Genomic DNA, 15,047 nt, shown 5'->3' on the forward strand with positions numbered 1-15,047 from the left:
GTGCCATATTGGTGCGCATGCTGGGAATCACCGACCTGTCGACGTACGTCCTGGGCACCGTACTGATCGTGCTGCTGCCGGGGCCGAACTCGCTGTACACCCTGTCCGTCGCGGCGCGCCGCGGCGTCCGGACGGCGTACCGCGCGGCCCTGGGCGTCTTCCTCGGCGACACCGTGCTGATGACCGCTTCGGCGGCGGGCGTGGCCGGGCTGCTCCAGGCCAACGCCGTGCTGTTCGGCATCGTGAAGTACGCGGGCGCCGGCTACCTGGCGTGGATCGCCGTCGGCATGGCGCGGGCCGCCTGGGGCATGTGGCGCTCCCGGGGCACCCAGCCGGTGGCGCCGACCACCGCGGCCGAGGAGGTGGCGGACGCGGAGCGGCCGTTCCGGCGGGCGCTGGTGATCAGCCTGCTCAACCCCAAGGCGATCCTGTTCTTCATCTCCTTCTTCGTGCAGTTCGTGGACCCCGGTTACGCCCACCCCGCGCTGTCCTTCCTCGCGCTGGGCGCCATCGCGCAGGTCTTCAGCTTCTGCTACCTGACGCTGCTGATCTTCGGCGGCACCTACCTGGCCGCCCAGTTCCGCCGTCGCAGGCACCTGGCGGCGGGACTGACCTCGGGCGCCGCGGCGCTCTTCCTGGGCTTCGCGGCGAAGCTGTCGATGTCCTCGGCGGGCTGAGCGGCCCCCGGCCGGGGCCGGTCGCCGCCGACCTGCCGGTGACGGGTTTCACACGTATCGTGACGGTATGTCGCTGCACAAAGGTGCCGAGGGCCTGCCGAAGCTCGCCGTGAACCCCTTCTACGCCGGGGCCGACCCGGTCGCCGGGATGCGCGCGGCGCCACCGAAGCACCGGCTGCCCGACGGCCCGATGGCGCCCGCCACGGCGTACCAGCTCGTCCACGACGAGCTGATGCTCGACGGCAACGCCCGGCTCAACCTCGCCACCTTCGTCACCACGTGGATGGAGCCCGAGGCCGGGGTGCTGATGGGCGAGTGCCTCGACAAGAACATGATCGACAAGGACGAGTACCCGCGCACCGCCGAACTGGAGCGGCGCTGCGTGTCGATGCTCGCCGACCTGTGGCACGCCCCCGATCCGGAGAGCGCCGTCGGCTGCTCCACCACCGGCTCCTCCGAAGCCTGCATGCTCGCCGGGATGGCCCTCAAGCGCCGCTGGATGAGGCGTGCGGGTGACGGCACCCGCACGTCCCTCGCACGCCGCCTGACCAGGCGCGCCGGCGACCGCCACCCGGGCACCGGCCGCCCGAACCTGGTCATGGGCGCCAACGTGCAGGTCTGCTGGGAGAAGTTCTGCAACTTCTGGGAGGTCGAGCCGCGCCTGGTGCCGATGGAGGGCGACCGGCTGCACCTGGAAGCGGACACGGCCGTCGCGATGTGCGACGAGAACACCATCGGGGTCGTGGCCGTCCTCGGCTCGACCTTCGACGGCTCCTACGAGCCCGTGGCCGAGATCTGCGCGGCGCTCGACGCCTTCCAGGAGCGGACCGGGCTGGACGTCCCCGTCCACGTCGACGGGGCCTCCGGGGGCATGATCGCGCCCTTCCTCGACGAGGACCTGGTCTGGGACTTCCGGCTGCCCCGGGTGGCCTCGATCAACACCTCCGGCCACAAGTACGGGCTGGTCTACCCCGGCGTCGGCTGGGCGCTGTGGCGGGACAGCGACGCCCTGCCCGAGGAACTGGTCTTCCGGGTCAACTACCTCGGCGGCGACATGCCGACCTTCGCCCTGAACTTCTCCCGGCCGGGCGCGCAGGTCGTCGCCCAGTACTACACCTTCCTGCGCCTGGGCCGGGACGGCTTCCGCACCGTCCAGCAGACCGCCCGCGACGTGGCCGTCTACCTCGCCTCGCGGATCGAGGAGTGCGGGGACTTCCGGCTGATCACCCGAGGCGACCAGTTGCCGGTCTTCGCCTTCACCACCGCCGACCACGTCACCGCCTACGACGTCTTCGACGTCTCCCGGCGGATGCGCGAGCGCGGCTGGCTGGTGCCCGCCTACACCTATCCGGCCGACCGCGAGGACCTGGCGGTGCTGCGCATCGTGGTCCGCAACGGCTTCTCCGAGGACCTCGCCGACCTCTTCCTCGCCGACCTCAAGCGCTACCTCCCCCAGCTGCGCGAACAGGAACACCCGCTCCACCCGCCCGGCGAGGCACCCACCGCCTTCCACCACTGAGCGCCGCGCGGCGGGGCACACGCTCCCCATGGGGAAGGACGAACGGACCAAGGGCACCGTCTTCATCGCCCTCGCCGCGAACCTGGTGATCGCCGTGGCGAAGGCGGTCGGCGGGCTGCTCACCACCTCGCCGGCGCTGCTGTCGGAGGCCGCGCACTCGGTGGCCGACACCCTCAACGAGGTCTTCCTGCTGGCCGCGCTGCGCCGCAGCCGGCGCAGACCCGACGCGCGGCACCCTTTCGGCTACGGCAAGGAGCGCTGGTTCTGGTCGCTGCTCGCCGCCGTGGGGATCTTCGTGATGGGCGGCTGCTTCTCCTTCTACCAGGGCCTGTCCGCGTTCCACGAGCGCGAGCCGCACACCACGCAGGCCTTCCTGACCGCCGTGGCCGTCCTGGTCGTCTCCCTGCTCGCCGAGGGATCCTCACTGCTCAGGGCGCTGCTGCAGGTGCGCGGCGGGGCCCGCGAGCACGGCCGCCCCTTCCGCACCGAACTGCGCGAGGGCGACGACCCCACCCTGCGCACCGTGCTCGGCGAGGACAGCGCCGCGGTGCTCGGCGTGCTGCTGGCGCTCGCCGGCGTGGTGCTGCACTGGACGACCGGCGACCGCACGTGGGAGGCGTACGCGTCCCTGGCGATCGCCGCCCTGCTGATGTACGTCGCCTACCGGCTCGGCAAGGACTGCCGGGACACCCTCATCGGTGAGGCCGCCGACCCCCGGCTGCGGCAGCGGGCGCACGAACTGCTGACCCTGCAGCCGGAGATCGACACGGTCACCGCGCTGCTCACGATGCGCCTCGGGGTCGACTCGGTGCTGCTGGCAGCCCGGGTGGACCTGACCGAGGGCATCGACAGCGAGACCGTGGAGGAGGCCGCGATCCGCATCAAGCGCACCCTGGCCGGGGAGTTCCCCGAACTGGACCAGATCTTCCTGGACGTCACGGACGCCTCCGACGAGGACCGCCGCGCGGCGCACCGGCTGCGGCGGTCCCTGCGCGCCGAGGCGGGCAAGGGCGAGGGCGGGGGCTGACCGGTCGCCCGGCCGGCCCCCGCCCTCGTACGGGTGGTGCCGCGTGCGTCAGCGCACGTCGACGTAGACGGCGGTGCCGTCGCTGTCGAAGTGCTTGGAGTCACCGAAGTACTGGATCAGCCACTTGCCGTCGGAGGACGGCTTGCCCTTCACGGTGGCCTTGCCCGTCGAGCTCGTGGTGCCCGACGCGACGTACGTCCACTTCGTCGAGCCCTTCTTCTGGAAGAACAGCTCGACGTGCCGGCCCTTGTACGGCCGCCAGGAACCGGAGACGTACTCCTTCAGCGTGCCGGTGAAGGTGACGGTGGCACCCTTCTTCACCTTCGTCGCGGACGCCTTGATCGAGTACATCCGGGTGTTGGTGCGGGTCAGCCGGACCGGCTTGGTGGTGCTCTCGGCGAGCTGGTCGGAGACGTAGTGGTGCAGCCGGTAGTAGCCGTCGAGGTGGCCCCACTTGGTGATCGTCACCACGCTGCCGTTGTTGTCGGCGTGCGCGGTGCCGAGGTCCTGCCAGCCCGTCTTGCCGTCCTTGGAGTACTCCAGGTGGACGACCTGGGGCTGGTAGACGGACGTCACCCGGTCGTATGCGGCGTACAGCCGGGCGGACAGGGTCACCTTGGTGTCCGCGGCGATCTTGGCGCTCGCCTCGGTGAAGACGGAGTCCGCCGGGAGGACGATCGAGCCGCCGGCGGAGACGGAGGCGGACAGGTAGGGGTCCGCCTCTCCGGCCGACCAGGAACCGTACGTGGCGGGTGCCGCGATCACCTTGCCGGTGAAGGCGCCCGAGGCGTCGGTGGTGACCGTGACCTGACCCGTGCCGCTGAGCGCCAGCGCCACCGGCACCCCGGCGACCGGCGCGCCCGTGGTGTCCTTGACGTGGCCGCTGATCGTCACCGCCTGGCCGGGCACCGCGCGGGTGCGGTCGGCCGTGGCGGTGACGATCACGTCGGTCTGCCGGATCTCCGGGCTCCCGGCCTCCGCGGTGACGGACCCGTGCACCCGCCCGTCGTCCACGGAGAGCGCCGCCCTCAGCCCGGACCAGGTGACGACCGGGAACTCCTGGGAGGTGAAGGACCCGTCCGCCCCGGTCACGGCCTGCCCGGAGCTGTCGGGCCGCCCGTCGACGGAGTAGTAGGTGCGGGTCACGTCGACCGTGGCGCCCTCGACGGGCACCTGGTCGCCGCTGCCCGGCTGGACGCCGAGGAGCGTGCCGGTGACGGCCGTCGTGCGGTGGTCCTTGTCCAGCACCGTCCGCGTCAGCGCGGTGCCGGTGAGGACCGGCCGCAGGGTGAAGTCCAGGGTGCCGGCGCCCGTGCGGGTGACGGTGTGGCCCTGGTCGTCGGTGGCGGTGACGTCGATGGTGTACCGGCCCAGGTGCGGCATGGCGCCGCCGTCCTCGGTCAGCTTCAGCGGGGCGCCGGACGGCACCGACCACCGCTCCCCGGAGCCGGCGAGCGACAGCGCGTCCACGACGACCGCGTCGCCGTCGCGCACCGTCGCCGTGACCGAGGTGACCGCGGCGCCGGGGACGTCCGTCCACACCGGCACCGTGAAGGAGCCGCGCTCGGCGTCGGCCGTACGGGCCACACCGATGCCGACCGGGCCCGCGTCGTCGGCGAGGGCGGGGGTGACGGCGAGACCGCCGGAGAGCGCGGCCACCGAGGCGATCAGCGCGAGGGCGCGCCGGGACTCAACGGGCATTGACGTACTCCGTCTTCGACTCGCTGTAGAAGTGCGTGGAGTCGGCCTCCAGGTAGGCGCCCCACGTGCCGTCGCCGTAGGCCTTGGTGTTGAGGCTGAAACGGCCCGAGGAGTCGGTCCTCCCCTTCACGGTCCAGTACCAGGTGCTCTCGCCCTTGGGCCGGAAGACGATGACGACCTTCCCGCCCTTGTACGCCTTCCACTTGCCGCCCGACTGGTACTGCAGCGTGCCGCGGGCCTTCAGCGCACCGCCCACGCGCGGGCTGTTGGGCGTCATGTCGAAGGAGACGATCCGGGTCACCGTGCGGTGCAGGCGCTTCTTGGCCGAGGCCACCGCGAGCATCCCGTCCGACTCGGCGTGGTACAGGCGGTAGTAGCCGTCCGTGTAGCCGTAGGCGCTCACCGAGAAGGAGCACTTGCCGCCGGAGGAGTCCCCCGCGGAGCCCGACTTGAGGGTCTTCCAGCCGGTGCTGCCGTTCTTGGAGTACTGCAGGGAGACCTGCGCGTTCCAGCAGGAACCCGCCAGCTTGCCCTTGGCGGTGACCTTCTTGTAGGCGTCCAGCGACATCGTGACGCCCGAGTAGGAGCCGGCCGTGGGCACGTTGACCAGGTGCTCGGCGTAGGCGAAGCCGGACACGTACTCCGACGGCTTGACGTAGGTGTAGTGGTAGGTCGTCTTCGTCGCCGTCGCCGCGAGCGAGAAGTTCCCCGAGGCGTCCGCGGTGCCCGTGCCCATCAGGCCGGGCGTGGTGTACCGGTACACGTCCGGCGGCTGCGGGGTGGTGACCAGGGGCGCGCCGGCGAACGGCTTCCAGCCCTCGTCGGTCAGCCGCTGGACGGTGCCCCGCATGGTGAAGGTCTTGCCCTGGTGGACCCGCTTGGCCGACGGATCGGCGCTGATCCGGTACTGCACCGCCTTGGCCGGCAGCTCCGGAAGGGCGGCCGGGGCCACCGGGTCGGTGTCGGCCCCGCCGCTGACGACGGCGGTGCCCGCGGTGAGCGCGCCGCCGGGCGTCACGCCGACCGAGAAGGTGCCGTCGGCTCCGGACGTCGCCGTCGCCGAGCCGTGCTTGGTGTCGACCCCGACGCGGGCGGTCCAGTTGACCCGCACCGGAGTGCCGGGCGCGGCCGGGCCGGTCGTGCCCGTCGCCGGGTCGAAGGTCGTGACGGCGCCGGTGAGCACCGCCGACTGGTGGTCGAAGTCGGTGTGGTCGCGGTCGTAGGCGAGCGTGCCGACCCCGGTGTGCAGCCGGTAGCCGAAGAGCCCCGCCCCGCCGTGTGCGGCGCCGTTCCAGTGCTGGACGGTGCCGCCGGGCAGGCGGTAGTCGACGTCCACCGGGTAGTCGCCGAACGCCGTGCCCGCGGGCAGGCCGACGGGCCGGTCGGTGTACCAGCCGCGCTGCCACGAGAAGGACAGGTCGTCGGTCGAGGCCAGTACGGGCGCGTCCACGGCCGCGGAGGCCCGGACGCTCACCTTGACCCACAGCGCCTGGCCGTCGGCCAGGCCCACGGCCAGGGTGCCGTCGTCGCCGGTGGTCAGGCCGCTGACCGTCACGTCGTCGGCGAAGGCGGGCCCAGCGGCCAGCGGCCCGGCCGCGAGGCCGGTGGTGAGAAGGAGAACGGATGCACTTCGGAGGACGGCAGCCCGATGTGCGCGCGAAATGCGCATGCAGGACCCCCCACAGGTCAGAAAGCGGCGCCGAAACGGTCAGCGCCGGAGGCCGAACAATAGCGAACCTGTGGGGAAACCGTGGGGGGTGGGGTTCCCGTGCCGGTCGTCGGTGGGCCGTCGGCGGCCGTCAGCCGCCGATCCGCACGCCGTGCCGGGCCAGCCAGGGCAGCGGGGCGACCGACGAACCCATCTGCGGCGTGACACGGACCTCGAAGTGCAGGTGCGGACCGGTGGAGTTGCCGGAGTTGCCGGACCGGCCGATCCGCTCGCCGGCGCGGACCCGCTGCCCGGGAACGACCTCCAGGACGGACAGATGGGCGTAGTGCGTGCAGTAGCCGTCGTCGTGCCGGACGACGACCTGGTTGCCGAAGCCGTCACCGCACGCGGCCACCACCACCGTGCCGTCGCCCACCGCGCGGACCGGGGTGCCCGGCGGCACCGCGAAGTCCTGGCCGGTGTGACGGTGCGCCCAGTGCGCCCCGGAGGCGTCGTAGCCCGCGGTGAGCGTGTAGTGCGCCACCGGGCGCACCCAGTGCGGGGCGCCCGGCCGGTGGGCGGCGGCGGACGACCGGGGCGGGGTCCGGGGGAGGTCGCGCGGGCAGTCCACCGAGAGTCCCTCGTGGGCCATGAGCGCCAGGTCCCGGGCGGACAGCCCGGCCCGGGCGCGCAGCAGCCGCGCCTCGATGCGCCGGCGGAGAGCGTCCTTGCGGCGGGCCTCGCGGGCCAGCACCGCCAGCGTCCGGCGGACGGCCTCGGTGTCCGCCGCCAGCCGGCGCTCGGCCAGCATCCGCTCGGCCAGCAGCGCCGCCTGCGCGTGGTCGCCCTGCCGGGCCAGCGTCGCGCCCTCCAGCAACCGGTCGGGCCGCCCGGACAGCAGCAGCCGCGCCGAGGGTCCCAGCCCCCCGTTGCGGTACTCGCTGCGCGCCATCGCCCCGATCCGGTCCCGCAGCACGTCCAGCCGCCGCCGTTCCACCGCTGCGGCCCGGTGCAGCAGGCGCAGGTCGGCCCGCTTGCGGCGGACCGCCCGCTCCGCGTCCTCGTACGCCTGCACCGCGCGGGCCGCCTGCGCGTACAGCCGCTCCACCCGGGCCGGGGGGCCCGGGCGCGGCCCGGGGTGCTCGCCGGCCACCGCCGGCGAGGCGGTCAGCAGCAGGCAGAGGGCCACGGCCGCCGTCCTCCATCGCATCGCCCGATCCTTTCGGGCCGGTCACCGCGGGGCCCGGACGACACGCCCCGCCGCCCGGCGGCCACCCGGCGGGGTGACCGCATCCGGGCGTGCGCCCGGCGGGGGACCGCCCGATCATGGGAACGGGCGCACTCGGCGGACAGGAGGGTGACCGGGTGAGCGGTGACGGTGAGCCCGGCGGCTGGTCACCGCCGGACGACGGGGTCCTGCGGCAGGTGCTGGACGGCACCCCCGCGGGCGTGGGCATCTACGACCCGCAACTGCGCTACGTCTACGTCAACCCCGCCCTCGCCCGGATGAACGGCCTGCCCGCCGAGGCGCACCTCGGCCGCCGGATCACCGAGGTGCTGCCGGACCTGGACGACGCGGGCGAGGAGGCGCTGCGCCAGGTCCTGTCCGACGGCAAGTCGCGCGAGGTGCCCTCCAGCGGCCGCACGCACGCCGAGTCCGGGACGGGCCGGCGCTACTGGCAGGGCGCGTACCACCGGCTGGACGCGGCGGACGGCACGGTGCTCGGCCTCGTCGGGATCATGCTGGAGGTCAGCGCGTCGCGCCAGCACCAGCAGGAACTGGAACGGGCCCGGGAGCGGCTGGCGATCCTGGACCGCGCCGCCACCTTCATCGGCACCACCCTGGAGATGGACGAGACCTGCGCCGAGCTCGCCGGGTTCCTCGTGCCGCTGCTCGCCGACATCGCCACCGTCGAGGTCTTCCCCACCGAGCGCTCCACCCCCTACAACCGCGGTGTGCTGCGGCTGCGCCGGGCGGCGATGGCCGCGCTGCCGAACCTGCGCGAGCAGGTCAAGATCTTCGGCGAGCCCGGGGAGTACGTGGAGTACCCGTCGGGCACGACCATCCCGCGCTGCCTGCAGTCGGGCAGCCCGGTGGTGCAGAGCCTCTTCGAGGACGACGCCCTGGGCCACGGCGGGTCGGCCCGCGAGCGGATGGCCGCCTTCCGCTCGGTGGGCATCCACTCGGCGCTCGTCGTGCCGCTCGCGGCGCGCGGCGAGCCCATCGGCACGGTGACCCTGGTCCGCTGCGGCGAGTCGCCGGGGTTCACCGAGCGGGACACCGAGACCGTCCAGGACATCGTCCGGCGGGCCGCGATCTACCTCGACAACGCCCGCCGCTACACCCACGAGCACGGCATCGCCCTGGAGTTGCAGCGCGCCCTGATGTCGGAGCCGGGCTCCCCGCACCCCTCGGTGGAGGCCGCGTTCCGCTACCAGCCGGCCGGCAGCACCGCGCTGGTGGGCGGCGACTGGTACGACGCCGTACGGCTGTCCTACGGGCGCACCCTGCTGGCCATGGGCGACGTCATGGGGCACGGGGTGGAGGCCTCGGTCGACATGAGCCAGTACCGCTCGATGCTGCGCTTCGTGGCCGCGGCCGACCTGCCGCCGCACCGCATCCTGCGCCGGCTGGACACCCTCATCTCGGAGACCGAGTCGGGCCGTCCGGCGAGCTGCCTGCTGGCCCTCGTCGACCCGGTGCGCAACACGTGCACCTTCTCCAGCGCCGGTCACCTGCCGCCCGCCGTCATCCGGCCGGACGGCACGGTCGACATCGTCGACGTGCCGGTCGGGCCGCCGCTGGGCACCGGCCACGGAGGCTACGAGCCCGTCGCGGCCTCCTGCCGGGCCGGTGACGTCCTGCTGCTGTACACCGACGGTCTGGTGGAGCGGCGCGGGGAGGACATCGACGCTTCGCTCGACCGCCTCGCCGGGTTGCGCCTGCACTCCGACGGTGATCTGGGCGGACTGGTCGACCGGGTGCTGTCCCTGCTGGTCGTGGAGCCGGCCGACGACGACATCGCGGTCCTCGCGGCACGGATCATGCGATAGGCGGATCAACCGCTCGGAGTACCACAACAGGCGGATCTCGACTTGCGCCCGCACGATGATCAAACGGGCCGCCGCAGGGGCGGGCCCGGGAACCGGCCCCTCGGGGAGGATCTGCCGTGACCGTCAGTCTGGCGCATCTGCGTCGTTGCTCCGTTGCCGTCGACCTCGGGGCGTCGCGCACCCGTGTCTACCTCAAGCACCAGGGACTCGTCGTGGACGAGCCCAGCGTGGCCGCCGTCAACGCGCACAGCGGTGCCCTCATCGCGGTCGGCTCGCTCGCCGAGAAGATGACGGGCCGCACGCCCGAGCACATCCGCGTGGTCCGCCCCATCCAGGCCGGCATGGTCGTCGACATCGAGATGGCCCAGCGCATGCTCCGTCACCTGCTGGGCGGTCAGCTCCGCAAGGCCTGGCGGCGCAAGCCGATGCTCCGGGCGGCCGTCTGCACCCCCAACGGCAGCGGACCGCTGGCCCAGCGGGCCGCCGTCGAGACGATGTACGGCCTCGGTTCGCGGCGGGTCGAGCTCGTCGACTCCGTCATCGCGGCCGCCATCGGGTGCGGACTGCCGGTCGAGCAGCCCGAGGCGACGATGATCATGCTGGCCGGGGCGAGCACCACGCAGATCGCGGTCATGTCGATGGGCGCGATCGTCGCGGCGGAGACCATCGCGGTGGGCGGCGAGGCGATCGACCACGCCGTCGTCCAGCACCTGCGCAACACCCACGAACTGGTGCTGCCCAGCCAGTCGGTACGGCCGCTGCACGAGATCCTCTCGGCGCCCGGCCCCACCGCGCCCAGCGCCGAGGTCCAGGGGCGCGACGTCGCCAGCGGCATCGCCCGTACGGTCCGCGTCGACACCGAGGCGGTGCGGCAGGCGATCCGGATGCCCATGGCGACGCTGGTCGACGGGATCGGCCAGACGCTCAGGCGGTGCCCGCCGGACCTGGTCGCCGACCTCACCGACCGCGGCATCATGCTCGCGGGCGGCAGCGCGCTGCTGCCCGGCCTGGACATGATGCTCCGTCAGGCCACCGGGATGCCGGTCACGATCGCGGACCGGCCCGACGTCTGCGCGGTGCGCGGGCTGGGCGCGATGATGGAGGGCCACCCCGTCCCGATGCCGCTCGACCCGCTGTCCGTGTAGGCCCCGGGCCGGGTTCAGACGTCCAGGACGAGACGGGAGCCGGCGGCTCCCCGCGAGACGCAGACGAGCATCGCGTCGCCCGTGCGGCGGGCGGTCGCGCTGCCGCCGTGGCGGACCGCGTCCGCGCCCGCCAGGACCCGGACCCGGCACGTGCCGCAGAAGCCCTGGCGGCAGGAGTACGACGTCGCGGGCCGCGCCCCCGTCAGGACGGAGAGCGCGGTGCGGTCGGCCGCGACGGGGAGCACCTCCCCGTCCCGGCCGAGCTGCATCTCGAAGGCGGTGCCGTCCGTGATCGGCGGCGGCGAGAAGCGCTCCACGTGCAGCACCGGGGCCGGGCGCAGCGCGGGGATCAGCGCGGGCGGACCGCAGAAGTAGACCGCCGTACCCGCGTCCGCGCCCGCCAGCAGCTCCGCCCCCGTCGGGGGACCACCGGCCTCCTCGTCGGTGCGGACCCGCACCCGCCACGGCTCGTGCCCCGCGAGCCCGGCCAGCTCCGCCAGGAACGGCAGCGTCGCCCTGCTGCGCCCCGCGTACACCAGGCGCCAGTCCGCCCCGGCGGCGGCCGCGGCGCGCACCATCGGCAGGATCGGCGTGATCCCGATGCCGCCCGCGAGGAAGAGCAGCGACCCGGAGCCGGTCAGGGCCAGGGGGAAGGCGTTGCGCGGGCCGAGGGTGCGCAGGACCGCGCCCGGGGCGAGGGCGTGCATCTCGCGGGACCCGCCCTCCCCGTCCGGGACGAGCCGCACCGCCACCCGGTAGGCGTCCCGTTCGGCCGGGTCGCCGCACAGGCTGTACTGGCGGCGGCGCCCGGACGGCAGGTCGAGGTCGAGGTGGGCACCGGGGTGCCAGGCAGGCAGCGCGGCGGTGCCGCCGTCCGCCCGTACCAGCCGCAGCCCCACGACGCCCTCGGCCGCCGCGGTGACCTCGGCGACGCGCAGGGCCAGCGAGCGGTCCACGGCGGCCGGTTCGCGCGCCGGCCGCCGCCCGCTGCCGCGCACCAGCAGCGGGGTGATCCGGGCGAGCAGCGCGAGCAGCGGCTCCGGACGGGAGCCGCCGGCCCGGCGGGGCGGCGGGGTCGCCCATGCCGGATGCGGGGGAAGGGTGCTCGGGTCGGGCAGGGACACGTGCGGGGACCCCCTAGTGGAGCGCCGCGCGCGCGGCGGGCGAGGACGCGAGGTAGGCGACGGCCTGCGTGGTGGACCCGTACCGCGACGGGTGGTAGCCGGGCCGCAGGTAGGAGAAGAAGAGCCGGACGACCGCGCGCGGCGGCGGCAGCAGCCCCCGCCGGGCACCGCGGTACCAGTCGCGCCAGCGCGGCTTCCCGGCGCCCACCGGGTCCTCGGCCATGAGGCAGCGCAGTCCGCGCACCCACCAGTAGAGCAACACGGGGAAGGCGACCAGGTGCGCCCGCACCCGGTGCCGGTAGCGGCCGTCAAGATGGGTGAACAGGTCGTACGCGACGGCGCGGTGCTCGACCTCCTCCGCCCCGTGCCAGCGGTAGAGGTCGAGGACGGCCCCGGCCTTCTCGTGCTTGTCGAGGGCGTCCAGCGCGTGCGCGTTCAGGATCCAGTCGCCGAGGAAGGACGTCACGTGCTCGATGGCGGCGATGATCGCGACGCGCTCGACGAGCCAGCCGTGGGCGGCCCTGCCGGTCAGACCGCGGTCGCCGAGCATCTCCTGGAAGAACCAGCGCAGTTGGGCGACGAACCCCTCGGTGTCCAGACCCGCGTCGTTGAAGTGGCCCAGCAGTGACTGGTGGGCCTGGGAGTGCATCGCCTCCTGGCCGATGAAGCCGATGACGTCCTCGCGCAGCCGGTCGTCCCCGATCATCGGCACGGTCTGCTGGAAGACGGTGAGGAACCAGTCCTCGCCCTCGGGCAGCAGGATGTTGAGGACGTTGGCGAAGTGGGTGAGGAAGGCGTCGTCGTCCAGGTAGCGGACGGGCAGGCCGTCCCAGTCCCAGTGCACGTCGCGCGGCTTGAGGACGAGGTGCTCGGGCTCGGCGGTCATGCCGCGGTCCCTTCCTTCTCGACACGTTCGACCAGGCGGGCGGCGTGCTCGGCGACGAGGTCCGGGCGGTGGGACGGCAGCCAGTGGCCGCCGTCGACGTGGTGGACCTCGGCCCCGGGTGCCCAGTCGGTGATCTCGGCCTGCCAGGGCGGCAGGACGAACACGTCCTTGGACGGGGCCAGCACGACCGCGGGGAGCGCGGCGTGCCGGACCCGGGGGCGGAACATGCGGGGCAGCACGTTGGCGCGGTAGAGCTTGAGCCCGGCACGGTTGCGGGCGGCGAGCCCTGGGCCGTAGCCGGAGGGGCCCTCGCCGGTCTCCAGGCGGCGCAGGGCCGTGACGACGCTGTCCAGGAAGCCGCTGCGGCAGGCGAGCTCGGCGACCCCCGCCAGGTGGAAGAAGCCGACGTACTGCGAGGCCAGCGACTGCTTGGCGAGCTTCAGCAGGCGGGCGGGCGTCGGCCGGCGCAGCTGGGCGCGGTACCAGCGGCCGGTGTGGTCCAGGTCGGGGCCGGAGATCGAGGTGATCGAGGCGTAGCGGTGGGCGAGCTCCGGGGTGCTGACGGTGTGCCAGCTCTGCACCGACCCCCAGTCGTGGGTGAGCAGGTGGACCGGGGCCCGCGGGCTGACCGCGTCGGCGACGGCGGTGGTGTCGGCGGCGAGCTGCGGCAGCCGGTAGGCGCGGGTACGGCGTGGGACGTCCGAGGCGCCCGAGCCGCGCACGTCGTAGGTCACGACGTGGAAGCCGCGGGCGGCGAGGCGCCCCGCGACGCCGTCCCACACACCGTGGTCGTCGGGGAAGCCGTGCACGCACAGCACCGTGGTCCCGGCCGGGTCCCCCTGCTCGTACACCGCCAGCCGCACCCCGTCGGAGGCCGTGACCCAGCGCTGCGCCATGTCCGCCGCCCTTCGTCTTCGCCTTCGCGTCACCGCGTCGTCGGTCGGTCGTCGCGTCCTTGTTGCGCCGTCGTCGCGTCGCCGTTCCCGGCGGCCACGATGGCAGCTTGTTGACGCGGTGTCTAGCAGTGGGACGGTATAGCTTTGGCGCCGTGACCGGTGAGAACGCGATACTGCGACGACGGCTCGGCGTCTTCGACGCCACCGTCGTCGGGCTCGGCTCGATGATCGGCGCCGGGGTCTTCGCGGCCTTCGCCCCGGCCGCCCGCGCGGCGGGGTCCGGGCTGCTGCTCGGGCTCGCGGCGGCCGCCGTCGTCGCCTACTGCAACGCCATGTCCTCGGCCCGGCTCGCCGCGCTCCACCCCGCCTCGGGCGGGACCTACGTCTACGGGCGCGAGCGGCTCGGGCCGTTCTGGGGCTACCTGGCGGGCTGGTCCTTCGTCGTCGGCAAGACCGCCTCCTGCGGGGCGATGGCCCTGACGATCGGCGCGTACGCCTGGCCGGAGCAGCAACGGGCGGTCGGCGTCGCCGCGGTCGTGGCGCTCACCGCCGTCAACTACGCGGGCGTGCAGAAGGCGGCCTGGCTCACCCGGGGCATCGTCGCGGTCGTCCTCGCGGTGCTCGCGGCCTTCGTGGTCGCCGCGTTCACCGGCGGCGACGCGGACGCCGCCCGGCTGGACATCGGGGCCGACGCGACCGCGGGCGGGGTGCTGCAGGCGGCCGGCCTGCTCTTCTTCGCCTTCGCCGGGTACGCCAGGATCGCCACGCTCGGCGAGGAGGTCAAGGACCCGGCGCGCACCATCCCCCGGGCCATCCCGCTCGCCCTCGGCATCACCCTGGCCGTCTACGCCGCCGTCGCCGTCGCCCTCCTCGCGGTGCTGGGCCCGCAGGGGCTCGCCCGTTCCGCGGCGCCCCTGGCCGACGCCGCGGACGGCCTCGCGCCGCTGATGCGGGTGGGCGCGGCGGTCGCCGCCACCGGATCCCTGCTCGCGCTGATCCTCGGGGTCTCCCGCACCACCCTGGCCATGGCCCGCGACGGGCACCTGCCGCGGACCCTGGCCGCGGTGCACCCCCGGTCCGGGGTGCCGCACCACGCCGAACTCGCCGTCGGCGCGGTCGTCGCCGTGCTCGCCGCCACCGCCGACCTGCGCGGGGCGATCGGCTTCTCCTCCTTCGGCGTCCTCGCCTACTACGCCGTCGCCAACGCCTCCGCCTGGACCCTGGGCCCCGGCGTCCGGCGCGCCGTCCCCGCCCTCGGGCTGCTCGGCTGCCTCGCCCTGGCCTTCGCCCTCCCCTGGACCTCCGTCGCCGCGGGCGCCGCCGTCCTCGCCACCGGGGCGGCGCTGTACGCGGCGACGGAGGTCCAGGGG

General features: G+C 74.0%; 12 protein-coding genes. 6 read left to right on the plus strand and 6 right to left on the minus strand.

What is annotated here, in order from left to right; all coding sequences use genetic code 11:
* Positions 1–17: 17 nt before the first annotated feature.
* From leuE to PV350_RS13475, 3 genes are all read left to right on the plus strand, one after another.
* The gene (gene leuE, locus PV350_RS13465) at positions 18–677 is read left to right on the plus strand and encodes a leucine efflux protein LeuE (RefSeq protein WP_500333899.1); all 660 of its coding nucleotides are present in this window, start codon (positions 18–20) and stop codon (positions 675–677) included.
* Positions 678–744: 67 nt separating this feature from the next.
* Positions 745–2,196 (plus strand): glutamate decarboxylase, encoded by a 1,452-nt coding sequence (gene gad, locus PV350_RS13470; RefSeq protein WP_499512532.1) that lies wholly within the window; start codon positions 745–747, stop codon positions 2,194–2,196.
* A gap of 28 nt (positions 2,197–2,224) precedes the next feature.
* On the plus strand, positions 2,225–3,223 hold the full coding sequence (locus PV350_RS13475; protein WP_500333901.1) for a cation diffusion facilitator family transporter: 999 nt from the start codon (positions 2,225–2,227) through the stop codon (positions 3,221–3,223).
* Between the two features lie 48 nt (positions 3,224–3,271).
* Here PV350_RS13475 and PV350_RS13480 read toward each other — a convergent pair whose 3' ends face one another.
* The 3 genes from PV350_RS13480 to PV350_RS13490 all read right to left on the minus strand — a co-directional run bounded on the left by PV350_RS13480 (position 3,272) and on the right by PV350_RS13490 (position 7,782).
* The gene (locus PV350_RS13480; protein ID WP_500333902.1) at positions 3,272–4,924 is read right to left on the minus strand and encodes a carboxypeptidase-like regulatory domain-containing protein; all 1,653 of its coding nucleotides are present in this window, start codon (positions 4,922–4,924) and stop codon (positions 3,272–3,274) included.
* Positions 4,914–6,479 (minus strand): hypothetical protein, encoded by a 1,566-nt coding sequence (locus PV350_RS13485; RefSeq protein WP_500333904.1) that lies wholly within the window; start codon positions 6,477–6,479, stop codon positions 4,914–4,916. Before PV350_RS13485 ends, PV350_RS13480 begins: the two co-directional genes overlap by 11 nt.
* Before the next feature lie 244 nt (positions 6,480–6,723).
* Positions 6,724–7,782: a M23 family metallopeptidase gene (locus PV350_RS13490; protein ID WP_500333906.1), complete on the minus strand. Its 1,059-nt coding sequence runs from the start codon at positions 7,780–7,782 to the stop codon at positions 6,724–6,726.
* A 155-nt stretch (positions 7,783–7,937) separates the two neighbouring features.
* Here PV350_RS13490 and PV350_RS13495 point away from each other — a divergent pair, with 155 nt between their 5' ends.
* Positions 7,938–9,626 carry a SpoIIE family protein phosphatase gene (locus PV350_RS13495; RefSeq protein WP_499512537.1) on the plus strand — a complete coding sequence of 563 codons (1,689 nt, stop codon included), beginning with the start codon at positions 7,938–7,940 and terminating at the stop codon, positions 9,624–9,626.
* A 116-nt stretch (positions 9,627–9,742) separates the two neighbouring features.
* Positions 9,743–10,771, plus strand: coding sequence for a rod shape-determining protein (locus PV350_RS13500; RefSeq protein WP_499512538.1), 1,029 nt, complete (start codon positions 9,743–9,745; stop codon positions 10,769–10,771).
* A 14-nt stretch (positions 10,772–10,785) separates the two neighbouring features.
* Here PV350_RS13500 and PV350_RS13505 read toward each other — a convergent pair whose 3' ends face one another.
* From PV350_RS13505 to PV350_RS13515, 3 genes are read right to left on the minus strand one after another with little or no spacing between them, the layout of a single operon-like run.
* Positions 10,786–11,895, minus strand: a complete 1,110-nt coding sequence (locus PV350_RS13505) for a PDR/VanB family oxidoreductase (protein ID WP_500333908.1) — start codon at positions 11,893–11,895, stop codon at positions 10,786–10,788.
* A gap of 13 nt (positions 11,896–11,908) precedes the next feature.
* Positions 11,909–12,781 carry a metal-dependent hydrolase gene (locus PV350_RS13510; protein WP_499512540.1) on the minus strand — a complete coding sequence of 291 codons (873 nt, stop codon included), beginning with the start codon at positions 12,779–12,781 and terminating at the stop codon, positions 11,909–11,911.
* Complete coding sequence (locus tag PV350_RS13515) at positions 12,778–13,677, minus strand: alpha/beta fold hydrolase (protein ID WP_499512541.1); 900 nt, start codon at positions 13,675–13,677, stop codon at positions 12,778–12,780. Before PV350_RS13515 ends, PV350_RS13510 begins: the two co-directional genes overlap by 4 nt.
* A gap of 152 nt (positions 13,678–13,829) precedes the next feature.
* On the opposite strand from PV350_RS13515, the gene PV350_RS13520 reads away from it, so the two are divergent.
* The coding region (locus PV350_RS13520; protein WP_500333911.1) for an APC family permease at positions 13,830–15,047 on the plus strand (1,218 nt) is incomplete at its 3' end.

Origin of the sequence: Streptomyces sp. PA03-6a (genome assembly GCF_033792765.1) — a bacterium.
GTDB lineage: Bacteria > Actinomycetota > Actinomycetes > Streptomycetales > Streptomycetaceae > Actinacidiphila.